The 19,474-nt window shown below is 67.0% G+C and carries 22 protein-coding genes; 8 read left to right on the forward strand and 14 right to left on the reverse strand.

The window, feature by feature from the left end; genetic code table 11:
• Position 1 precedes the first annotated feature (1 nt).
• From BMZ21_RS14145 to BMZ21_RS14165, 5 genes are all read right to left on the reverse strand, one after another.
• The gene (locus tag BMZ21_RS14145) at positions 2-415 is read right to left on the reverse strand and encodes a hypothetical protein (protein ID WP_091835290.1); all 414 of its coding nucleotides are present in this window, start codon (positions 413-415) and stop codon (positions 2-4) included.
• A gap of 21 nt (positions 416-436) precedes the next feature.
• A complete protein-coding gene (locus BMZ21_RS14150; protein ID WP_091836055.1) occupies positions 437-1,759 on the reverse strand; it encodes a bifunctional folylpolyglutamate synthase/dihydrofolate synthase in 1,323 nt (440 codons plus the stop codon).
• 34 nt (positions 1,760-1,793) lie between these two features.
• Entirely contained in the window at positions 1,794-2,690 is an 897-nt protein-coding gene (accD, locus tag BMZ21_RS14155; protein ID WP_091835293.1) for an acetyl-CoA carboxylase, carboxyltransferase subunit beta, read from the reverse strand.
• Between the two features lie 89 nt (positions 2,691-2,779).
• Positions 2,780-3,625 carry a tryptophan synthase subunit alpha gene (trpA, locus tag BMZ21_RS14160; RefSeq protein ID WP_091835296.1) on the reverse strand — a complete coding sequence of 282 codons (846 nt, stop codon included), beginning with the start codon at positions 3,623-3,625 and terminating at the stop codon, positions 2,780-2,782.
• Between the two features lie 58 nt (positions 3,626-3,683).
• A complete protein-coding gene (locus BMZ21_RS14165) occupies positions 3,684-4,070 on the reverse strand; it encodes a DUF488 domain-containing protein (protein WP_091835299.1) in 387 nt (128 codons plus the stop codon).
• Between the two features lie 86 nt (positions 4,071-4,156).
• Between BMZ21_RS14165 and BMZ21_RS14170 the strand changes: the two genes are divergently transcribed.
• Positions 4,157-4,402, forward strand: coding sequence for a type II toxin-antitoxin system Phd/YefM family antitoxin (locus BMZ21_RS14170; protein ID WP_091835302.1), 246 nt, complete (start codon positions 4,157-4,159; stop codon positions 4,400-4,402).
• Positions 4,402-4,854 (forward strand): PIN domain-containing protein, encoded by a 453-nt coding sequence (locus BMZ21_RS14175; protein WP_091835305.1) that lies wholly within the window; start codon positions 4,402-4,404, stop codon positions 4,852-4,854. Before BMZ21_RS14170 ends, BMZ21_RS14175 begins: the two co-directional genes overlap by 1 nt.
• A 6-nt stretch (positions 4,855-4,860) precedes the next feature.
• Here BMZ21_RS14175 and BMZ21_RS14180 read toward each other — a convergent pair whose 3' ends face one another.
• Together BMZ21_RS14180 and BMZ21_RS14185 are read right to left on the reverse strand one after the other, a co-directional pair.
• Positions 4,861-5,796 carry an acetamidase/formamidase family protein gene (locus BMZ21_RS14180; RefSeq protein ID WP_091835308.1) on the reverse strand — a complete coding sequence of 312 codons (936 nt, stop codon included), beginning with the start codon at positions 5,794-5,796 and terminating at the stop codon, positions 4,861-4,863.
• A gap of 17 nt (positions 5,797-5,813) precedes the next feature.
• Positions 5,814-6,908, reverse strand: a complete 1,095-nt coding sequence (locus tag BMZ21_RS14185; RefSeq protein ID WP_091835314.1) for a DMT family transporter — start codon at positions 6,906-6,908, stop codon at positions 5,814-5,816.
• 257 nt (positions 6,909-7,165) lie between these two features.
• Between BMZ21_RS14185 and BMZ21_RS14190 the strand changes: the two genes are divergently transcribed.
• Positions 7,166-8,260, forward strand: coding sequence for an AbrB family transcriptional regulator (locus tag BMZ21_RS14190; protein WP_091835317.1), 1,095 nt, complete (start codon positions 7,166-7,168; stop codon positions 8,258-8,260).
• Here the strand turns inward: BMZ21_RS14190 and BMZ21_RS14195 are convergent.
• Positions 8,257-9,066 (reverse strand): WecB/TagA/CpsF family glycosyltransferase, encoded by an 810-nt coding sequence (locus BMZ21_RS14195; protein ID WP_091835320.1) that lies wholly within the window; start codon positions 9,064-9,066, stop codon positions 8,257-8,259. The two genes, BMZ21_RS14190 and BMZ21_RS14195, sit on opposite strands and share 4 nt — an antisense overlap.
• A 357-nt stretch (positions 9,067-9,423) precedes the next feature.
• On the opposite strand from BMZ21_RS14195, the gene BMZ21_RS14200 reads away from it, so the two are divergent.
• The 3 genes from BMZ21_RS14200 (at position 9,424) to BMZ21_RS14210 (ending at position 13,117) form a co-directional block, all read left to right on the forward strand.
• A complete protein-coding gene (locus tag BMZ21_RS14200; protein ID WP_167561639.1) occupies positions 9,424-10,878 on the forward strand; it encodes an undecaprenyl-phosphate glucose phosphotransferase in 1,455 nt (484 codons plus the stop codon).
• Between the two features lie 163 nt (positions 10,879-11,041).
• On the forward strand, positions 11,042-11,788 hold the full coding sequence (locus BMZ21_RS14205; RefSeq protein ID WP_091835326.1) for an SDR family NAD(P)-dependent oxidoreductase: 747 nt from the start codon (positions 11,042-11,044) through the stop codon (positions 11,786-11,788).
• Between the two features lie 69 nt (positions 11,789-11,857).
• A complete protein-coding gene (locus BMZ21_RS14210; protein ID WP_091835329.1) occupies positions 11,858-13,117 on the forward strand; it encodes an allantoate amidohydrolase in 1,260 nt (419 codons plus the stop codon).
• A 45-nt stretch (positions 13,118-13,162) separates the two neighbouring features.
• Here BMZ21_RS14210 and BMZ21_RS14215 read toward each other — a convergent pair whose 3' ends face one another.
• On the reverse strand, positions 13,163-13,645 hold the full coding sequence (locus BMZ21_RS14215; protein WP_091835332.1) for a hypothetical protein: 483 nt from the start codon (positions 13,643-13,645) through the stop codon (positions 13,163-13,165).
• 39 nt (positions 13,646-13,684) lie between these two features.
• Entirely contained in the window at positions 13,685-14,593 is a 909-nt protein-coding gene (locus BMZ21_RS14220; protein WP_091836058.1) for a protein-methionine-sulfoxide reductase heme-binding subunit MsrQ, read from the reverse strand.
• A 128-nt stretch (positions 14,594-14,721) separates the two neighbouring features.
• On the opposite strand from BMZ21_RS14220, the gene BMZ21_RS14225 reads away from it, so the two are divergent.
• Positions 14,722-15,333, forward strand: coding sequence for an HAD family hydrolase (locus BMZ21_RS14225; protein WP_091835335.1), 612 nt, complete (start codon positions 14,722-14,724; stop codon positions 15,331-15,333).
• Between the two features lie 62 nt (positions 15,334-15,395).
• Here BMZ21_RS14225 and BMZ21_RS29935 read toward each other — a convergent pair whose 3' ends face one another.
• From BMZ21_RS29935 to BMZ21_RS14235, 3 genes are all read right to left on the reverse strand, one after another.
• Positions 15,396-15,695, reverse strand: coding sequence for a hypothetical protein (locus BMZ21_RS29935; RefSeq protein WP_143079710.1), 300 nt, complete (start codon positions 15,693-15,695; stop codon positions 15,396-15,398).
• Positions 15,696-15,789: 94 nt separating this feature from the next.
• Positions 15,790-17,595: a translation elongation factor 4 gene (gene lepA / locus BMZ21_RS14230; RefSeq protein WP_091835338.1), complete on the reverse strand. Its 1,806-nt coding sequence runs from the start codon at positions 17,593-17,595 to the stop codon at positions 15,790-15,792.
• A gap of 67 nt (positions 17,596-17,662) precedes the next feature.
• The gene (locus BMZ21_RS14235; RefSeq protein WP_091835341.1) at positions 17,663-18,430 is read right to left on the reverse strand and encodes a YiiX/YebB-like N1pC/P60 family cysteine hydrolase; all 768 of its coding nucleotides are present in this window, start codon (positions 18,428-18,430) and stop codon (positions 17,663-17,665) included.
• A gap of 244 nt (positions 18,431-18,674) precedes the next feature.
• Between BMZ21_RS14235 and BMZ21_RS14240 the strand changes: the two genes are divergently transcribed.
• Complete coding sequence (locus BMZ21_RS14240; protein WP_091835344.1) at positions 18,675-19,208, forward strand: GNAT family N-acetyltransferase; 534 nt, start codon at positions 18,675-18,677, stop codon at positions 19,206-19,208.
• Between the two features lie 7 nt (positions 19,209-19,215).
• Here BMZ21_RS14240 and BMZ21_RS14245 read toward each other — a convergent pair whose 3' ends face one another.
• On the reverse strand, positions 19,216-19,458 hold the full coding sequence (locus BMZ21_RS14245; protein ID WP_091836060.1) for a DUF3297 family protein: 243 nt from the start codon (positions 19,456-19,458) through the stop codon (positions 19,216-19,218).
• Positions 19,459-19,474: the final 16 nt, after the last annotated feature.

Genomic DNA, 19,474 nt, shown 5'->3' on the forward strand with positions numbered 1-19,474 from the left:
CTCAGCGGACCTCGACCTCATAGCGGCCATGGCGGATCTCGCCGTCGGAATAGCGCACACGCACCTGGAAGCTGTCGCGGCCGCGATAGTCGGGAGCGGAGGTGTATTCGAAGGCGAGCGCCTTGCCGACCTTGCCGTCGCAATGCTGGTAGGCGCCGGGACCGTAGACCGCCGTAGCCTTACGCGTCAGCATCCGGACGCTGCCATGCTGCGGCTTCTGTGTCAGCACGGCGGTCGGCCGCTTCACCTGCCGGCAGCGCTTGTCCATGGGCATATAGGTCTGCTGCATGAAGGTCGGCTCGCCGGGGACCGCGCGGTCGATGCCGTCGCCACTCCTGGCGCCCGCGGTCACGCAGCCGCCAAGCGCCCCGCAGAGCAGGATCAGCCCGAGCGTCGTCAATTCGGAGATCGGCATGGCGCTTCTCGTGCGGGCTGATCAAACCGGCGGCGTGCCGTTGGCCGCGAGCACCTCGCCGGCGAGGTAGAGCGAACCGCAGATCAGGATGCGCGGCGGGGCCGGCCAGGTCCGTGACGCGATCTCCCGCAACGCCTGCTCCACCGAGCCGGCGATCTCGGCCTTCAGGCCCGCCTCGCGCGCCAGCGTCGCGACCTCCTCGGCCGTGCGGGCCGCGAGCTGGTTCTGCATGGAGACGGCGAACAACATCTGCGCCAGTCCCTTGAAATGGCCGAGCGTGGCGCGCGCATCCTTGGTCGCGAGCAGGCCGGCGATCATCACGAGCGGGGCCGGGTTCTTCTCCTCGAGATCGGCCATCGCCTGTGCGAGCACGCGCCCGCCATCGGGGTTGTGGCCGCCATCGAGCCAGAGCTCGGCGCCGGCGGGAGCGAGCTCGGCGAGCTTGCCGCGCGCCAGCCTCTGAAGGCGGGCCGGCCATTCGGCCTCGGTCATGCCGCGCTCGAAGGCGGAGGCCGGCAGGCCGCCATAGCCGGCAGCGCGCAGGGCGGCGATCGCCGTGCCGGCATTGGTGTGCTGATGGCGGCCGGCGAGACGCGGCAAGGGCAGGTCGAGCAGGCCGTCGGCGTCCTCATAGACCAGCCGGCCGCCATCCTCGTGGACGTTGAAGTCCTGCAGGCCGACCAGCAGCTTCGAGGCGCCGACGCGCTCGGCCGCCGCTTCAAGCACGGCGGTCGGCTCCGGCTCCTGCGGTGCGATAACCGCCGGCGCGCCGCGCTTGAAGATGCCGGCCTTCTCGCCGGCGATCTTGGTGACGGTGTCGCCGAGATATTCGGAATGGTCGAGCGAGACCGGCGTCACCACCGTGCAGGCCGGGTGGTCGATCACATTGGTCGCATCGAAGCGACCGCCGAGCCCGACCTCGAGCAGCACGACATCGGCCTTGTGCTCGGAGAAGAGCAGGAAGGCGGCGGCGTTGGTGATCTCGAAGAAGGTGATGGGATCGCCGGCATTCGCCTTCTCGCAGCGTTCCAGCGCATCGACCAGGAGCGCCTCGTCGACGAAACGCCCTCCGCCGGAGCGGCCGAGCCGGATGCGCTCGTGGAAGCGCACCAGATGCGGCGAGGTGTAGACATGGACGCAGAGGCCGGCCGCTTCGAGGATCGCCCGCATGAAGGCGATGGTCGAACCCTTGCCGTTGGTGCCGGCGACATGGATCACCGGCGGCAGCTTCTTCTGCGGATCGCCCAGCCGCTCGAGCAGGCGCAGGATGCGCCCGAGCGACAGGTCGATCAGCTTGGGATGCAGCGCGAGGAAGCGCGCCAGCAACAGGTCGGATGTGCTCATGCGGACACCGGCCTCCCGGCCGGGGTGGAGGCGGTCAGGCAGCGGCGGGCTGCGGCTCGGGTTCAGGGGCATTCACGGCCGGCAGCGGCTGCTTGGTGAAAAAGCGGCCGAGCCGCGCCAGCGTCGCCGGGATGTCGTGGCGGTGGACGACCATGTCGACCATGCCGTGCTCCTTCAGATATTCGGCGCGCTGGAAGCCGTCGGGCAGCTTCTCGCGGATCGTCTGCTCGATCACGCGCGGTCCGGCGAAGCCGATCAGCGCGCCCGGCTCGGCGATGTGGACGTCGCCCAGCATGGCGTAGGACGCTGTGATGCCGCCGGTCGTCGGGTCCGTGAGCACCACAAAATAGGGCAGTTTCGCTGCCTTCAGGCGCCGCACGGCCACAGTCGTGCGCGGCATCTGCATCAGCGACAGAATACCTTCCTGCATGCGCATGCCACCGCCGCAGGCGAACACGACCAGAGGCGTCTTCTTCTCCAGCGCCGTCTCGGCCGCCTTGATGAAGGCCTCGCCGGCGGACATGCCGAGCGAGCCGGCCATGAAGTGGAAGTCCTGGACCGCGACCGTCATCGGCAGGCCTTTGACGCGGCCATAGCCGACCTTGATGGAGTCCGTCGCGCCGGTCTTGGTGCGGGCGTCCTTGATCCGGTCGGTATAACGCTTCTCGTCGCGGAATTTCAGCGGATCGGCCACGGTCTCGGGGAGGGCGACGTCGATCCACTTGCCCTCGTCGAAGGTCAGCCGCAGCCGGTCCTGCGCGGTGACGCGCATATGGTGGTCGGAGCCCGGGATGACGAAGCCGTTGGCCTCGACATCCTTGTGGAAGACCATCTGCCCGGAATCCGGGCACTTGATCCAGAGATTCTCCGGGGTCTCGCGCTTGAACAGCGTCTTGATGCGCGGACGGACGACTTCGGAAATCCAGTTCATCGGATCATCCTTGAATTATGCTGAAGCCGGATCCGATGAGATCGCGTCGAAGCGACCGGTGAATCCGTCTCTCTTTCCAGTCTGGCGACTCAGGCCGCCTTGGCGACCGAGCGGATGCCGGCCGCGAGCTCGGCGACCAGCGAGGTGACAGCCGAAACCGTCTTTTCCGTGGCCTTGCCGTCGGCGTCGAGCGAGAGCCGGACGCGGTCGACCAGGGCCGAGCCGACGACGACGCCGTCGGCCCCCTTGGCGATCGCGATCGCATCCTCCGGCGTCTTGACGCCGAAGCCGACCGCGACGGGCAGCGTCGTGTGCTGCTTGATCCGGGCGACCGCCGCGCCGACCGCGTCGTAGTTCACGATCGCGCCGCCGGTCACGCCGGTCATCGAGACGTAATAGACGAAGCCGGAGGTGTTCTGCAGTACGCGCGGCAGGCGCTTGTCGTCGGTGGTCGGCGTCGCCAGGCGGATGAAGCTGACGCCCGCGGCCAGTGCCGGCAGGCAGAGCTCATCGTCTTCCTCGGGCGGCAGGTCGACGACGATCAGCCCGTCGATCCCGGCGGCGCGGGCATCCTTGAGGAAGGCCTCGACGCCATAGGCCCAGATCGGGTTGTAGTAGCCCATCAGCACGATCGGCGTGTCGTGTCCGGCCTTGCGGAAGGCCGTGACCATGGCGAGCGTCTTGTGCAGGGTCTGCCCGGCCTTGAGAGCGCGCTGGCCGGCGAGCTGGACCGGCACGCCGTCGGCCATCGGGTCGGTGAAGGGCACGCCAAGCTCGATGATGTCGGCGCCGGCCGCCGGCAAGGCGTTCAGGATCGCGCTGCCGGTGTCGAAATCGGGATCGCCAGCGGTGACATAGGTCACCAGGGCGGCGCGGCCCGTCGCGGCGCAGGCGGCAAAGCGGGCTTGGATGCGGGCTTGTCCAGTCTCGGTCATGCCGGAGCGGTTAGCATGGCCGCGCTCGGCTGGCGAGAGGGCGCGGCTGCTCGGAGGATCAGGCGAAGCTGGCGCCCCGTTCGGTCAGCAGCGCCCGCAGCACCGAGCGATGGCAACGCGCCTCGTTCTCGCAATAGCAGCCGACCGAGAAGTCGCTGCCATGCGACAGGGTCGCCAGCAGGTCGAGCGCCTGGCGCGGCGCCGGCTCGGCCATCTCCGCCTTGAAGGCGCGGGTGAAGCCGGCCCAGTCCTTCTCGCTTTCGGCGGCCTTGGCCTGAGCCATCAATCCGGGCGTCGGCGACAGCACCGGGAACCAGACGTCGAACCAGTTCTCGCTGGCATAGCGCTCCTTCGGCACGCCGCGCGGCACGCGCCGGACCGTGCCGATGCGCGTGCCCTCGCCGGGATCGCGCGTGCTGCCGAGACGGACGATGCGGACGCTCACTGGTCTGTCCTTCAGCTCGATCGCGCTTGCATTCCCGCCGCGCGCTATCCATAAAGGTAGTGACATCACTACATCGGGAGGCCGTCATGGTGAAGACGGTTTCGGCTGCGCAGGCCAACCGCGAATTCTCCAAGCTGATGAAGCTCGCCGAGAGCGGCGAGCGCGTCGTCGTGACCTCGCGCGGCCAGCCGAAGGTGCAGATCACCCGCGTCGAGGAGCCCGACGCCGAAAAGGCGCGGCGGCGCGAGGCGTTCGACAGGTTGACGACCTGGCTGAACAGCCGGCCGGTCCAGAATTTTCCGAAGCTGACGCGCGACGACTTCTACGACTGATGCTCGTCGCGTTCGACACGAATGTCTTGATTTGTGCGGGCCGCTTCAACGATGAGGAGCGGGCGGCCAAGGCGAATGCAATCCGCGACGCTTTGCCGCCGGAGCAGTCGGTCATTCCCACGCAAGTTATCGGCGAATTCTACCATGCGATTGTCGGCAAGTTCCGGATCGACCGGCGGGAGGCGGCTCGTGCCTGCGAATGGCTGCGCCTCAGCGCCCATGTGCGGGCGGCGACCGAGAGGGATTTCACCGAAGCCCTGTCCCTTTCGGCCACCCATAACCTACAATTCTGGGATGCGCTCATCCTCGTCACCGCGGCGGAGGCCGGCTGCGCCCTGCTCTTGTCCGAAGACATGCAGGACGGGTTCGTCCATCGCGGCATGACGGTCGCCAATCCCTTCGCTGACCCACTGCATCCGCTCCTTGCGGATGCGCTGCGGCATTACGGCTGACCAGGACTACGCCACCAGGCTCTTCGGCAGCATGCAGTGGATGCCTTTGGAGCCGTTGACGGTCTGGGTCACCCGCAGGTCGGCGGCGAGGCTGCAGAGCATATAGGCCTCGTCCCGCGTCAGCTTCGTCCTGGAGGTGATCAGGTCGATCATCTCGCGCAGCGCATCTTTCGCGCAGATGTCGAGATCGGGGTCGATGCCCATGGTGATGTGGTGGCTCCTGGTCTCCGCGCGCGGCATCGCATGGGACAGATCCTCGCGCAGATGGAACTGGAAGGTGCCTTCCAGCGCCGTCTCGATCGCGGTGATGCAGACCTCGCCGTCGCCCTGCGCACCATGGCCGTCGCCGCAGGAGAACAGCGCGCCCTCGACGAAGACGGGCAGGTACAGCGTCGCGCCGGCGCCGAGCTCCTTGTTGTCGAGATTGCCGCCGAAGGCGCGCGGGATCAGCGAGGTCAACCGACCCCAATGCGCCGGCGGCGCCGTGCCCATCACCCCGAAAAACGGCGAAAGCGGCAGCTCCATGCCCCAGGGCAGGTTGGCGACGTTCCGCTCGCGGTCGAGATGGATATAGCGGAAGGCGTGATAATCGAACTCGTCCGGCAGCGTGCCGCCGAGCGGGCGGAACATGGTGTAGCCGAAATCGGTGCGCGGGCTGACGCTCCTGATCTGCACCTCCAGCACCTGGCCGGGTTTGGCGCCCCTCACCGCGATCGGGCCAGTTAGGATGTGGCCGGGCAGCATGCGCTCGGCCTTGTCATGGATCTCGTGGATTTCCGGCGGGATCGTCGCATTGCCCTCGGGCAGATGGGCGGGCCCGCCGGTGACGGTGCGGATGGTGACGCTGTCGCCGCTCTCGATCTCGAGCACCGGCGTCAGCGCGGCGTCGAAATAGCCCCAATGGCAGGTGGCGAGGGAGGCATCGAGCTGATGATGCGTCATGGTCTATCCGTGAGTGGTCAAGGCGGGGCGGAGAGGTCGGAGCCGATGCGGCCGCGGGCATTGCGACGCATCGTGTAGAGCGTCGCGCCGATGACGATGGCGGCGCCGGCGAGCGTCGTCAGCGATGGCACCTCGGCGAAGAAGACGAAGCCGGTGAAGCCGGCCAGGATCAGACGGCTGAAATCGAGCGGCGCGAGGGCGGCGGCCTCGCCGACCTGATAGGCCTTGGTGATCAACCATTGCCCGGCGGTGCCGAACAGGCTGAGCAGCACCAGCCAGAACCATTGCTCGGCCGTCGGCCAGACCCAAAGCGCCCAGGCCGGCCAGGCGAGCACGACCATCAGGACGAGGCCCTGGTAGATCAGGATCGTCTCGGTGCGCTCGCTGGTGCCGAGGATGCGCACGCTGACGGTGATGCCGGCCCCGAACAATGCCCCGCCGACCGACAGCAACGCCCAGACGTTCAAGCCCTCGCTCGAGGGGTTGAGCATGATCAGCACGCCGACGAAGCCGAGGCCGGTCGCGATCCAGCGCGCCACGTCGACGCGCTCCTTCAGGATCAGCACGGCCGCGACGGTGACGAACAGCACCTGGCTGAAGCTGATCGCGGTTGCCTGGGCCAGCGGGATGTGGACGAGGGCGCTGAAGCCGCACAGCATCGAGGCCAGTGTGATCAGGCCGCGAAATATCTGCAGGCCCGGCCGGTCGGTCTTGAAGGCCAGAGGCAGGCTGCGGCCGGCGATGACGAAGACCACCGCGCTCATGATGATCTGGCGGATCATCAGCGTCTCGATCAGCGGGATCGCGGTGCCCAGGTGTTTGAAAGCCCCGACCATCACCGCATAAACCAGAAGCGCGGTGATCATGTAGACGGTGCCGCGCAGATTGGGGCTCGCCCCGCGCCACCAGAGACGCGTGCGATTGCGGCGCGCAGCGAGCCAGCTCTCGCCGGATGGGGCGGACAGAGCCGGCGGTAACGGGAGCTGCGGCGAGCGGGATTCCGAAGGTTCCGGCCGACTGCCATCCTCTTCGGCCGAGACAGGCAGGGCTTCGGCCAAGCCTATGCTTTCGCTGCCGCGGCCGGTCGTGTCCGAAAGGCGGTCTTCGCTCATCGTTGCCCCGAGCCGGGCGGACGACGCCGACGGCCTGTCAGATATCCTGCAGGACCCGACTGTCGCCGATTTTCCGCCCGTTCGTCAGTCACTTGCGGGCATGGCAGGGTTGCCTGTCACGTTTGCCGCCACGTCCATTCGCTCCGCCACGGGGGCAGAGGCGACATGCCGACAACGCCCTGTCATCGCCATGCGAATGGCGTATAGCAGCGCCGTGGCTTCGCCACAGGCATGCGTCCGGGGAGGTGATCGGGGCAATGCGGGATCTGCTGCGGGATACGGTCGACGGCATCAGAGAATTGTCGTCGCGACGATTTCCCTGGCGTCGTTTCCTGTTCGCCCTCGCACTCGGCACGATCGGCGGCTGGCTCTTTGCCTATTACCGCCTGCCATTGCCCTGGATGCTGGGCTCGATGGTGTTCTGCACCATAGCCGCCATCGCCCGTGCGCCGGTCGCGGCGCCACCGGTGATCCGCCCGCCCATGTCGGCGGTGATCGGCGTGATGCTGGGTTCCGGCTTCAAGCCGGAAATCGTCGCGCAGATGCCGAACTGGCTGCCGACGATCGGCGGCCTCGTGCTGTTCATGGCCGCCTGCGGCCTGTGCTGCGTCACTTACTTTCGCCGCGTCGCCGGCTACGACCCCGTGACCGCCTTCTTCTCCGGCATGCCCGGCGGCCTGGTCGAGATGGTGATCACCGGCGAGGAGAAGGGCGGCGATGCGCGCACCATCGCGCTGATCCATTCCGCCCGCATCCTCCTGGTGGTGATGACGCTGCCCTTCATCGTGCAATGGCTCGAAGGCGTCTCGCTCGGCATCAACCGCAACCAGGGCCCGTCAATGTTCCAGACGACGGCTTCGGGCTGGTTCTGGCTGGTCGCCAGCGCAATCGCCGGCGTGATGCTCGCCCATGCCTTGCGCATGCCTGCCAAGCAGTTGCTCGGGCCGATGCTGGTCTCGGCGATCGTGCACCTCCTCGGCTTCAGCGACTCCGTGCCGCCCTACGAGATCGTCAATGTCGCCCAGCTCATCCTCGGCGTCACCATCGGCTGCCGCTTCGTCGGCACGCCGCCGCAGGCGATCCTGCGCATCCTTATGATCTCGGTCGGCTCAACTGCGATCCTGGTGGCGCTGACGCTGGTCTTCGCCTTCGCCGTTGCGCATGTCTCCAGCTACAAGCCGGTGCCGCTGATCCTGGCCTATTCGCCGGGGGGGCTCGCCGAAATGAGCCTGATCGCACTGGCGCTGCACACCGAGGTCGCCTTCGTCGCGGCTCACCACATCATCCGGGTGTTCCTGGTGATGATCGGCGCCGGCCCATTCTTCGGTGTCATCGTCGGGAAGAAGGCTTAGGCGCCCTCAGGTGTCGGCCGGGTCAGCTTCTGGCGCAGCACGCGCAGGAGGAAGGCGGGGTTGCCGACGACATAGCGCCGCCAAAGCCGGCGCGGCTCGAGCCAGAGGCGGTAGGTCCACTCGATCCTGAGGACACGGAAGGTTTCCGGCGCCCGCGCCACCTCGCCAGCGAGGAAGTCGAACAGCGCGCCGATGCCGGCTGCGACCGCGCAATGGCGGGCATCGATATGGTCTGCGATCCACTGCTCCTGCCGCGGATTGCCGAAGGCTACCAGCAGCAGGTCGGGCCGCTCATGCGCGAGCCGCGCCAGGAGCGCCGTTTCCTCGTCCGGGCCGAAATAGCCATGGCTCAGCACGGAGAAGCGATGCTGCGGATAGTCCGTGCGCAGCCTCGCCGCCGCGCGCTCCGCAACGCCTGGCCGGCCGCCCAGCAGCATCACGCGCAGCCGCTGCTTGCGGGCGGCGAGGATGGTCGGCGTGAAGTCGGTGCCGTTGAGATTGGCGGGGAAGGGGGCGCCGTAGAGCAGGCGCGAGGCGATGTCGACGCCGATCCCGTCGGGCAGGATCAGGAAACCGGCGAGACGCTCGCGCAAAGCCGCATCGCGGGCGGCGATGTTGACGAGGTTAGCGTTGCAATAGGCCAGGTGGAGATGGCGGCCGCCGTCGAAGGCGTGCTCGATCAGCGCGAGCGCCTCGTCCCGCGTCATGGCCGCGACCGGGACGCCGGCGATGTCGCGGCGCGACGGTTCGGGCGGAGCGCCGAGGGCAGCCGGACGCTGCGAGGGTTTGAAGAGAACGACGTTCATCTCGATCGCTGCTGGCGCACGCCTCGCCATTCTGACGGCGTAGGCCTTTGTCTTCGTTGCGTTTCCAGCCAGGGTCAAGCGGAACCCCGCCATAGGATGAACGCGGCCTTTCCCCAATCTTGTAGCCGATCTTGCCGCCTCGTGGCGCGGTTGTCCCGGCGGTTGTTCCGTTATGACACGCCTTGTCGTCATGCCTCACTCGACATTGGCCGGATCAGCCCGATTCCGGCGCGTTTTCGCCGGAAACGCCGCAATGCCGCTACGGCATCGCCCTTGCCACCTCGACCGGCAAGGCGGCCTCCGGCGCATCTCCTGTGCCGAATCCGGACCGCCGTGCGACCAAGCGAGCGCGGCATGATGAGTGTCAACGACCTGGACTATGAAGTCGCAACAGCAGCCGACCAGCGCGCCAATGCGCTGCGGCATTGGATCGGGTTGATCACCGCTCTGGTCGACGCGGCGACTGTCGCGACCGTGGTTGCCGGCACCTCGATCGTCTACCACTTCGCCGCCTATCGCCATCTCGGCAACGACAAGGTCACGGTCGAGCTCGCCTCGATGATCGCCGCGATTTTCGTCTTCACCAATATGATGCGCGGCCGCTACCGGCTGGAGAACTATCTCTCGACCAAGGGCCAGATCGCCTCGGCCTTCGCGGTCTGGAACCTGACGATGATCGCCTTCGTCGCCATCGTCTTCATGGCCAAGATCAACGACCAGTACTCGCGCGCAGTGGTGGTTGCCACCTATCTCGCCGGCGCCCCGCTGATCGCGCTCGCCCGCTCTGCGATCGTGCGCACCATCTCGATGGCCTCGAAGACCGGCCGCATCACCTCCGAGCGGGTCTTCCTGATCGGCCGCGAGAGCGAGGTGATGTCCTTCGTCTCGCGTCATCAGCCGTGGAACATCGGCTTCTCGATCGTCGACGTCGCCTTCCTGCGCAGCAATGATCCGCGCCGCATCAACGATCCTCAGGCGGCGCTCGCCGCCGACCTCGCCACCGCCTCCGCCCGCGCCCGCGACCTCAAGCCGGACGCCGTCTTCATCGCCCTGCCCTGGTCGGACCAGGAGACGATCGACGCCTGCATCGACGCCTTCATGAACCTGCCAGTCGCAATCCACCTGACGCCGGAACGCGTCATGGACCGTTTCGACAACCCCCATATCGTCCGGATCGGCTCGCTCGCCTCGCTCAGGCTGACGCGCCCGGCCCTATCCTTCGCCCAGATCATGTTCAAGCGGGTCTTCGACGTCGTCGCCGCGAGTGCGATCCTGCTGGCCAGCCTGCCGGTGCTGCTCCTGATCGCGCTCGCGATCAAGCTCGACTCGAAGGGGCCGGTCCTGTTCCTGCAGCGCCGCTACGGCTTCAACCAGGAGCCCTTCCGGATCTTCAAGTTCCGCACGATGACCACGACCGACGATGGCGAGGTGGTCAAGCAGGCGACGCGCAACGATCCACGCATCACCAGGATCGGCGGTTTCCTGCGGCGCTACAATCTCGACGAGCTGCCGCAACTCCTGAACGTGATCGCCGGACAGATGTCGCTGGTAGGCCCGCGCCCGCATGCGCTCGCCCACGACCGCGAGTTCCAGCGCAAGATCGCGCTCTATGCCAGGCGCCACAACGTCAAGCCCGGCATCACCGGCTGGGCCCAGGTCAACGGCCTGCGCGGCGAGACGGACACCGACGACAAGATGGCCCGCCGCATCGCCTATGATCACTGGTACATCGACAACTGGTCGTTCTGGCTCGATATCGGCATCCTGCTCCGCACAGCGTTCAGCCCGCGCGCCTTCCGGAATGCGCGCTGAGCGCCAGCGCGCTTTCCGTTCGGCCGGATTCGGCCGAACGATAAGAATTCGCGCGACGACAAAGATGGTCTGACGCAACCCTCCCCCCGGACCATCGCGGCTTTGCGGCGGCCGGCTTTGCGGTAGAGTTCAGCTGCAAGTTCCAGGGAGGGATGCCTTTTCAATGAACCAAATCGATTTAAGGGACCGGGTCGCCATCATCACCGGTGGCGCGCAGGGGATCGGCCGTGCCGTTGCCGAGCGTCTCGCCGCCAGCGGCGCCAAGGTCGCGATCTGGGACCTCGACGGCAAGCTCGCCGATGAGGCGGCCGCCGCGATCGGGCCGGCCGCGAGCGGGCTTTCGATCGATGTGACCGACGCAAAGGCCGTGAACGCCGCCGCCGCCGAGCTGGAGCAGCGCCATGGCAGCGTCGACATCCTCGTCACCAGCGCCGGCATCGCCGGGCCGAACCTGAAGACCTGGGAATACCCGCTCGACGAATGGGCCAGGATCATGCGCCTGAATGTCGACGGCACCCTGCATTGCTGCCAGGCGGTGATTCCCGGCATGATCAAGCGCAACTACGGCCGGCTCGTGCTGGTCGCCTCGATCGCCGGCAAGGAGGGCAACCCCAACGCCTCGGCCTATTCGGCCTCGAAGGCGGCGGTGATCGCGCTGACCAAATCGCTCGGCAAGGAGCTGGCGCAGCAGGACATCGCGGTGAACTGCATCACCCCGGCCGCCGCGCGCACCCGGATCTTCGACCAGATGAGCGAGGAGCATATCGGCTACATGCTGGCCAAGATCCCGCGCGGGCGCTTCCTGCAGCCCGACGAGGTCGCTTCCATGGTCGCCTTCCTCGCCTCGGCCGAGAACAGCTTCACGACGGGGGCGGTCTTCGACCTCTCGGGCGGGCGCGCAACTTACTGACACGCAAATCGATCCCACCGCGCTAAAGCGGGCTGGCCACATCCACGGCTGGCCCGCTAGGTTGACATAATGACCACGACCCTGCCCTCACCCGCCGTCCTCGGCGCCCGCGCCTTCGCCGCCCTCGCCGGCCTCAACCGCTTCAGCGACGAGCCGGGCAAGCTGACCCGGCTCTATCTCTCGCCCTCGCACCGGCAGGGCGCGGAGTACGTCAAGGGCGCGATGGAGGTCGCGGGGCTGACCGCCTTCATCGATGCGGCCGGTTCGGTGCAGGGACGGCGCGAGGGCGCGTCCCCAGGCCTGCCGGCGGTGATGATCGGCTCGCATATCGACACGGTCCGCGATGGCGGCCGTTTCGACGGCAATCTCGGTGTCGTCGCCGGCATCCTGGCGGCGCAGGCGATCCGCGACGCCGGGATCACCTTGCCCTTCGCGCTCGAGGTCATCGCCTTCGGCGACGAGGAGACGGTGCGCTTCCCGACCTCGCTCTCGACCTCGGCCGCGCTGACCGGCCGCTATGACCAGGGCTGGCTTACGGCGCGCGATGCCGACGGCGTCGTACTGCGCGATGCCCTCACCGCCTTCGGGGGCGATCCTGCCGGGATCGCCGCGCTCGCGCGCAAGCCGGGTTCAGTGAAGGCCTATCTCGAGGTTCATATCGAGCAGGGACCAGTGCTCGAGGCCGAGAACGAGGCGGTCGGCATCGTCACCGCCATCGCGGCGCAGGGCCGTGCCGGCGTGCGCGTCACCGGCGAGGCCGGCCATGCCGGCACCGTGCCTATGAAACTGCGCAAGGATGCGCTCGCCGCGGCGGCGGAGATGGCGCTCGCGCTGGAGGCGATCGCTCATGAGCATGAGCGCGCGGTTGGCACGGTCGGCGTCTTTCGGCCCGACCCCGGCGCCACCAATGTCGTGCCGGGCGCGGTCGACTTCACCATCGACTTCCGCGCGCCGGAGGGCGCGACCGTCGCCGGCATGGATGCGGAGATCCATCGCCGCTTCGCCGAGATCGCGGCGCGGCGCGGTGTCAGCCTTACGATCACGCCCTATTCGCGTGGCGACGCCGTGCCGATGGACGAGGGCCTGCAGGAGGCGTTCGCCACCGGCATCGCGCGCACCGGCTCGAACCTGACGGCGCGGCGTCTGCCCTCGGGCGCCGGGCACGATGCGATGGAGATGGCAAAGCTCTGCCCCGCCGCCATGCTGTTCGTGCGCTGCGAGAAGGGCATCAGCCATTCGCCGCTGGAGAACATGACCGAGCTCGATGCCGGCATCGCCATCCGCGTCCTGATCGAGACGATCCTGGAACTGGCGCGGCGCGAAGGTTGAGTCCGACCGAGGCGGCCGCCGCCCTCAGGCGGCTTCGCCATTCCGTCATGCCCGCAGCAACGGATTCTCCGAACCCAGCAGATGCGGCGCATAGTGTCGAACGACCGTCCTGATCTCGTCGACGCCGACGTCGAGCTCGCTCAGGGCCACGGACGCCGATCTTCGGCCGGGGTCGGCGTAATCGATCACGAGATAGGCCCCGCGTGCGCCGAAGACTTGGCTCTGGAGCTTGACGGCCGAGACGGCGCTCCACGGATCCGGGGATGAATCGCCGAGCTGAATTCCGGCCCCGTCGATGGCGAACAGCAGCGGATTGGCCTGCCCCGGCTGCGGCGCGCCGATCAGGACGGCGCCGTACAGCGCCAGGCCGATGAGGACCGGCAGGATCGCGGCGCGCCAATCGACGAACAGGGCCATGACGCCGACCGCGACGCCGACAGCCAGGTAGATCGGCGCCATGATACGCGCTTCGCGAGCCGAGCGGCGCGCCTCGATGCGTGGGCCCTGGTCGATATCACGCGTCTGCATCGGAGCTGCTCTTCTGCCGTCAAGTCTGCGCAGATCGCATCAGCCCCCCGCCGCTTCGGAGGCCATCGCCTGTCGGCGCTGGCGTCGTTCCGGCTTCGGTGCAGGCTTCCGGAAGAGATGCAGGACCGCAAGCGCGAGCCCGACAGCTGCGACCCAATGGCCGGGCCTCAGCGCCGTCCAGTCCTGGTAGACGACGATGTCGGCATTGGCCTGGAAGATCAGCCAGGCCGAGGCGCCGGTGGCGAAGGCGTACCAGGCGGTTTCAGCCAAAGCGGTCGCGAGGCCCGTCGCGAGCCCCGTCAGCGCCAGCGAGGTGAAGCTCAGCGGAATCCTGAACCGGCTGAGGCCGCGGTAAGCGATCAGCAACGCGAACAACCCGGTGAGCAGCACTGGCTGGGTCACGTCGATCTTCGACTGCAGGGCGAAATGGAACAGGCCGAGGCAGGCGATCGGGTAGACGAGGTTGTGCAGCCGCTGCCAGCGGCCCGATCCCAATCGACGGATCATGCCGTCGGTCGAGGTGATGCCGAGCGCAACGAGCCCGATCAGGGCAGTGATCCCGACGACGAGATAGAAGCGCTTGACGATCTCGGAGAGGATCAGCCCCCAGTCGAAGGCGAGGTCGATGCAGTAGAGCGCGAGATGGCCGAGCGCATAAGCCATGGCCGAGAGACCGAGCATGCGACGTATGCCGATCAGCTTGTTCCAGTCGAGAATGCGGCGCAGCGGCGTGACGGCGAGCGTGATGACGAGGATGCGCAGGGCCCAGGTGCCGGTGTCGTGCACGGCCTGCGTCCACGGCTTCGAACCGAGCTGGTGCGTCCAGGCCTGCCAGGCGAGGATCAGCGCCGGGACGAGCACGAGAGCGAAGCAGCCGGCGCGCAGAGCGGAAAAGCGCCCCTGCCGGTCATTCCATGGCCAATAGCTGCCTGTTCCCGCTGAAGCCATGAACTGTGCCTTGTTGCCGAACCCCAACGCGAATACGCCAGAATCGATGTGAAGGTTACGCCGGCCCGCACACAAGGGCGTGAGTCGCGTCGGCGCCGTCGCCGCAAACGGAGTGGGAAAGCCTGTCCATGCCTGGAAATCGCAAGGTCGTGTTCGATGTCGGCAATGTCCTGCTGCGCTGGGATCCGTTCCATCTCTACCGCAGCTTGATCCCGGATGATGCCAAGCGCGACTGGTTCCTCAGGAATGTCTGCACCGCCGCCTGGAATGTCGAGCAGGATCGCGGCCGGCCCTGGTCCGAGGCGGTGGCGCTGCTGGTGGCGGAGCATCCGGAATGGGAGGCCGAGATCAAGGCCTATGACGAGCGCTGGCACGAGACGGTGCCGTCGACGATCGAGGACAGCGTCGCGACGCTGGCGGAGCTGAAGGCGAAGGGCGAACAGGTCTACGCCATCACCAATTTTTCGCGCGAGAAATGGGCGGAGTGCCTGATCCGCTTCCCGTTCCTGCAGAGCTTCGACGGCGTGATCGTCTCAGCGCACGAGCAACTGCTCAAACCCGATCCGGCGATCTACAATGTCCTGCTGGAACGTTATGGGCTAAGCGCCGGCGAGTGCATCTTCGTCGACGACAGCGCCAAAAATGTCGAGGCCGCCCGCTCGATCGGGATGCAGGCGGTCCATTTCGTCGAGCCGATCGACCTCAGGGCCCAGTTGCGCGGTCTCGGCGCCAACCTCTGATCGCCAAACGCGTCCTCCGCGAACCCGATAGCTCGCGGAGGACGCCCGGGCTTCACCCAGCGCTACCAGTAGCGGCGGCGGTAATAGCGCGGCCGGTAGTAACGACGGCGGTAGTAGTACCGCGGCCGGTAGTAGCGGCGGCGCCAGTAACGCCTGCGCCAGCGTCGGCGACGGCGATAGTAGTACTGGGCGTAATCGGCGTCGGCCTTGTCCAGTGCCTCGGTATCGACCTGTGGCGGAGCCTCAGGCAGTGGCGGCTCTACTGCCGCCGGTTTCGGCTGCGGCCTTGCAAGTGCAGCCGTGCCCAAGCTCGCCGCGGCCAAGCCACCGACCAGGCTCGCGAGGAAAGAGCGTCTGTCCACGATGCTGTCCTCCCTTTTGTTGAGGGTTGCGGATCAACACCGTGCCGGGCGGGATGGTTCCCCGAATATGTTTGCCCGAGCTGAGCCTTCCGGCTCAGTCGTCCATCTTCAGCGCCGCAATGAACGCTTCCTGGGGGATCTCGACGCGGCCGAACTGCCGCATCTTCTTCTTGCCTTCCTTCTGCTTGTCCAGGAGCTTGCGCTTGCGCGAGGCGTCGCCGCCATAGCACTTGGCGGTCACGTCCTTGCGCAGCGCCCGGATGGTCTCGCGGGCGATGATCTTGCCGCCGATCGCCGCCTGGACCGGAATCTGGAACATGTGCGGCGGGATCAGGTCCTTGAGCTTCTCGCACATCGCCCGGCCGCGGGCGTCGGCGCGCGAGCGGTGGACCAGCATGGAGAGCGCGTCGACCGGCTCGGCGTTGACGAGGATCGACATGCGCACGAGGTCGCCCTCGCGATAATCGGTGATGTTGTAGTCGAAGGAGGCATAGCCCTTCGAGATCGACTTCAGCCTGTCGTAGAAATCGAACACCACCTCGTTCAGCGGCAGGTCGTACACCACCTTGGCGCGCGAGCCGACATAGCTGAGGTCAATCTGCAGGCCGCGCCGGTCCTGGCAGAGCTTCAGCACCGAGCCGAGATACTCGTCCGGAGTGAAGATCGTGGCGCGGATCCAGGGCTCCTCGATGAACTCGATCTTCATCACGTCCGGCATGTCGGCCGGGTTGTGCAGTTCGAGCGTCGTGCCGTCGCGCAGCTTGAGATGGTAGACGACCGAGGGCGCCGTCGAGATCAGGTTGAGGTTGAACTCGCGCTCGAGCCGCTCCTGGATGATCTCCAGGTGCAGCAGCCCGAGGAAGCCGCAGCGGAAGCCGAAGCCGAGCGCGGCCGAAGTCTCCATCTCGTAGGAGAAGCTGGCATCGTTCAGCCGCAGCCGCGACATGGCGCTGCGCAGCACCTCGAAATCGGCGGCGTCGACCGGGAAGATGCCGCAGAACACCACCGGCTGCACCGGCTTGAAGCCCGGCAGCGGCTCGGCGATCGGCTTCTTGTCGTCGGTGATGGTGTCGCCGACGGCGGTGTCGGCTACTTCCTTGATCGAGGCGGTGAAGAAGCCGACCTCGCCCGGGCCGAGTTCCTTCACTTCGAGCATCTTCGGCTTGAACACGCCGACGCGATCGACGCCATAGCTGGCGTTGGCGCGCATCATCCGGATGGTCATGCCCTTCTTCAGCACGCCGTCGATGATTCGCACGAGCACGACGACGCCGAGATAGGCGTCGTACCAGCTGTCGACCAGCAGGGCCTTGAGCGGGGCTTCGGCATCGCCCTTGGGTGCCGGCAGCTTCTTGACGATCGCTTCGAGCACGCCCTCGATGTTGAGGCCGGTCTTGGCCGAGATCGGCACCGCCTCGGAGGCGTCGAGCCCGATCACGTCCTCGATCTGCTGCTTGATCCGCTCCGGCTCTGCGGCCGGCAGGTCGATCTTGTTGAGGACCGTGACGATCTCGTGGTTGGCGTCCAGCGCCTGGTAGACATTGGCCAGCGTCTGCGCCTCCACTCCCTGCGAGGCGTCGACGACGAGGAGCGAGCCCTCGCAGGCCGCCAGCGAGCGCGAGACCTCATAGGCGAAGTCGACGTGCCCGGGCGTGTCCATCAGGTTGAGGATGTAGGTCTTGCCATCCTCGGCCAGGTAGTCCAGCCGGACGGTCTGCGCCTTGATGGTGATGCCGCGTTCCTTCTCGATATCCATCGAGTCGAGGATCTGCTCGCTCATGTCGCGCGCCGCCACCGTGCCGGTCTGCTGGATCAGCCGGTCGGCGAGGGTCGACTTGCCGTGGTCGATATGCGCCACGATCGAGAAATTGCGGATGTTGTCAAAACTGCGGGTGCTCATGCGCGCGCCATAGCAGTGCGCGCGGGTTGCGCCAAGGGTCGCGCCGCCGGTTTGCTGCGCCGCTGCGCTATTCTGCCGCGAGCCGGTGCTCCTGCGCCCAGTTCAGCGCCCGATAATCGAAGCCGGCTTCCAGCGTCGGCTTGACCACGGCAAAGTAGGGCGAGATGTCGAAATCGCGCGGCATGTAGAGCGAGTGATGCCGGATGTGCAGGACTTCGCTCCGCTCCTCCGCGCCCATCGCCTGCGCATATTCGACGGTCGGCAGCACGGGATAGCGCGCCGCCTCGAAGGCCTGGGCGATCAGCGTCGAGCAGATCGCCCGCGTCGGGTCGCCCGAGCCGAGCGCGATCATGCGCCGGCGCCAGCTTGCCGGCGCCCATGGGATCGGGATCAGCCAGCGCGCGAGGTCGAGGATGTTCTTGAGGTCGTATTGCGTGCCGAGCCGGGCGAGCACGTAGTCGACGGCGCTCTGGCGGCCTTCGCGGTCGAGCGCTTGCGGCCGGCAGATGCGGGTGCCGAAGGCGCCGTATTTCGACAGCGGCGAAAGCACGCAGCCGACATCCATCTCGACCTCGGCCAGCACCAGCGGCTCGCCCTCGGGGCTGACCTTGCCGGTGTCCCCGACATAGAGCGCGGCGTGCGACCATGTCGATTGCGTCAGGTACTTGATCGCGGCCGAGACCTTCATGTGCCCTTCGACCAGCAGCACATCGCCCGGGCGCAGCGCCGCCTTGAGCCGGGCCAGCGCCTTCGCGTCGACCGGACCTGCCTGCGGCTTGCCACGCGTAATGAAGCGGACCACCGACCGGCCGATGAAGTCCAGTCCCCTGTTCATCGACGCCTCCCCTTGCGCCGGCGCCGTTCCCGGCGTCTTCCGGCCCTCAGTCAAAACGCGAGCCCGTGACTTTTTCGGAAATCACCTGGCTGATTTGGGCAGGGGAGACCGGAATTCGCCGAACGTCGTAAAATCCGGGTTGACGGCGGGCCTCGGCGATCTTGCTTTGGCATAATCCATTATGTTGGAATTATTCTTGCATGATGGAGTATGCCGCTGATCGGCGGCGCGAAGGAGACGGATCATGACGGCGCTGGACAGCGTGACCATCGAGCAGCTCGACGGGGATGCGGCGCGGGCCGCGGTTCCGTCATTGGCGGAGATCCTGCGCGATTCCGTGGCGAACGGCGCTTCGGTCGGCTTCATGGACTGGAACACGTCAGCCGATTTCGAGGATTTCTGGGCCGGCATTACGGCGGAGGTCGCCGCCGGGCGCATCCATCTGTTCGTCGCGCGCGACGGCCGCGGCATCGTCGGCACGGCCCAGCTTCACTTGATCGGCAAGCCGAACCAGCCGCATCGCGCCGAGATCGCCAAGGTGCTGGTGCATTCCCAGGCGCGCCGCCGCGGCATCGGCGAGGCGCTGATGCTGGCGGCGGAGGCCGCCGCGCTGGCGCACGGGCGCGACCTCCTGGTGCTCGACACCGACGAAGCCGGCGCGGCGCGGCGCCTCTACAATCGCCTGGGCTGGACCGAACTCGGCACCATCCCGCGCTATGCGCTGATGCCGGACGGGCGCGATTGCGGCTCGACCTTCTTCTACAAGCAGATCGGCTGAGCGCGCCTCACTCGGCGTTGCGGAAATAGGGCTCGACCGTGCCCTTGAGCTTGACCGTCATCGGGTTGCCATGGCGATCCTTGGCATTGCCGGCGGTGAGGCGGACCCAGCCCTCGCTGATGCAGTATTCCTCGACATTGGTCTTCTCGACGCCCTTGAAGCGGACGCCGATATCCTTCGCCAGCAGTTCCTCGTTGTAGAACGGGCTGTTGGGGTTGGAGGACAGGCGGTCGGGGAGAGTGTCGGTCATGGCGCTGCTCGTCTGC

It is taken from the genome of Allobosea lupini (assembly GCF_900109525.1).
GTDB classification, from domain to species: domain Bacteria; phylum Pseudomonadota; class Alphaproteobacteria; order Rhizobiales; family Beijerinckiaceae; genus Allobosea; species Allobosea lupini.

What these genes read in the sequence shown, in the direction of transcription:
- BMZ21_RS14145 (WP_091835290.1), bottom strand. Translation starts at nt 415, where the DNA reads ATGCCGATCTCCGAATTGACGACGCTCGGGCTGATCCTGCTCTGCGGG.
- BMZ21_RS14150 (WP_091836055.1), bottom strand. Translation starts at nt 1,759, where the DNA reads ATGAGCACATCCGACCTGTTGCTGGCGCGCTTCCTCGCGCTGCATCCC.
- accD (WP_091835293.1), bottom strand. Translation starts at nt 2,690, where the DNA reads ATGAACTGGATTTCCGAAGTCGTCCGTCCGCGCATCAAGACGCTGTTC.
- trpA (WP_091835296.1), bottom strand. Translation starts at nt 3,625, where the DNA reads ATGACCGAGACTGGACAAGCCCGCATCCAAGCCCGCTTTGCCGCCTGC.
- BMZ21_RS14170 (WP_091835302.1), top strand. Translation starts at nt 4,157, where the DNA reads ATGGTGAAGACGGTTTCGGCTGCGCAGGCCAACCGCGAATTCTCCAAG.
- BMZ21_RS14175 (WP_091835305.1), top strand. Translation starts at nt 4,402, where the DNA reads ATGCTCGTCGCGTTCGACACGAATGTCTTGATTTGTGCGGGCCGCTTC.
- BMZ21_RS14180 (WP_091835308.1), bottom strand. Translation starts at nt 5,796, where the DNA reads ATGACGCATCATCAGCTCGATGCCTCCCTCGCCACCTGCCATTGGGGC.
- BMZ21_RS14185 (WP_091835314.1), bottom strand. Translation starts at nt 6,908, where the DNA reads ATGAGCGAAGACCGCCTTTCGGACACGACCGGCCGCGGCAGCGAAAGC.
- BMZ21_RS14190 (WP_091835317.1), top strand. Translation starts at nt 7,166, where the DNA reads ATGCGGGATCTGCTGCGGGATACGGTCGACGGCATCAGAGAATTGTCG.
- BMZ21_RS14195 (WP_091835320.1), bottom strand. Translation starts at nt 9,066, where the DNA reads ATGAACGTCGTTCTCTTCAAACCCTCGCAGCGTCCGGCTGCCCTCGGC.
- BMZ21_RS14200 (WP_167561639.1), top strand. Translation starts at nt 9,424, where the DNA reads ATGAGTGTCAACGACCTGGACTATGAAGTCGCAACAGCAGCCGACCAG.
- BMZ21_RS14205 (WP_091835326.1), top strand. Translation starts at nt 11,042, where the DNA reads ATGAACCAAATCGATTTAAGGGACCGGGTCGCCATCATCACCGGTGGC.
- BMZ21_RS14210 (WP_091835329.1), top strand. Translation starts at nt 11,858, where the DNA reads ATGACCACGACCCTGCCCTCACCCGCCGTCCTCGGCGCCCGCGCCTTC.
- BMZ21_RS14215 (WP_091835332.1), bottom strand. Translation starts at nt 13,645, where the DNA reads ATGCAGACGCGTGATATCGACCAGGGCCCACGCATCGAGGCGCGCCGC.
- BMZ21_RS14220 (WP_091836058.1), bottom strand. Translation starts at nt 14,593, where the DNA reads ATGGCTTCAGCGGGAACAGGCAGCTATTGGCCATGGAATGACCGGCAG.
- BMZ21_RS14225 (WP_091835335.1), top strand. Translation starts at nt 14,722, where the DNA reads ATGCCTGGAAATCGCAAGGTCGTGTTCGATGTCGGCAATGTCCTGCTG.
- lepA (WP_091835338.1), bottom strand. Translation starts at nt 17,595, where the DNA reads ATGAGCACCCGCAGTTTTGACAACATCCGCAATTTCTCGATCGTGGCG.
- BMZ21_RS14235 (WP_091835341.1), bottom strand. Translation starts at nt 18,430, where the DNA reads ATGAACAGGGGACTGGACTTCATCGGCCGGTCGGTGGTCCGCTTCATT.
- BMZ21_RS14240 (WP_091835344.1), top strand. Translation starts at nt 18,675, where the DNA reads ATGACGGCGCTGGACAGCGTGACCATCGAGCAGCTCGACGGGGATGCG.
- BMZ21_RS14245 (WP_091836060.1), bottom strand. Translation starts at nt 19,458, where the DNA reads ATGACCGACACTCTCCCCGACCGCCTGTCCTCCAACCCCAACAGCCCG.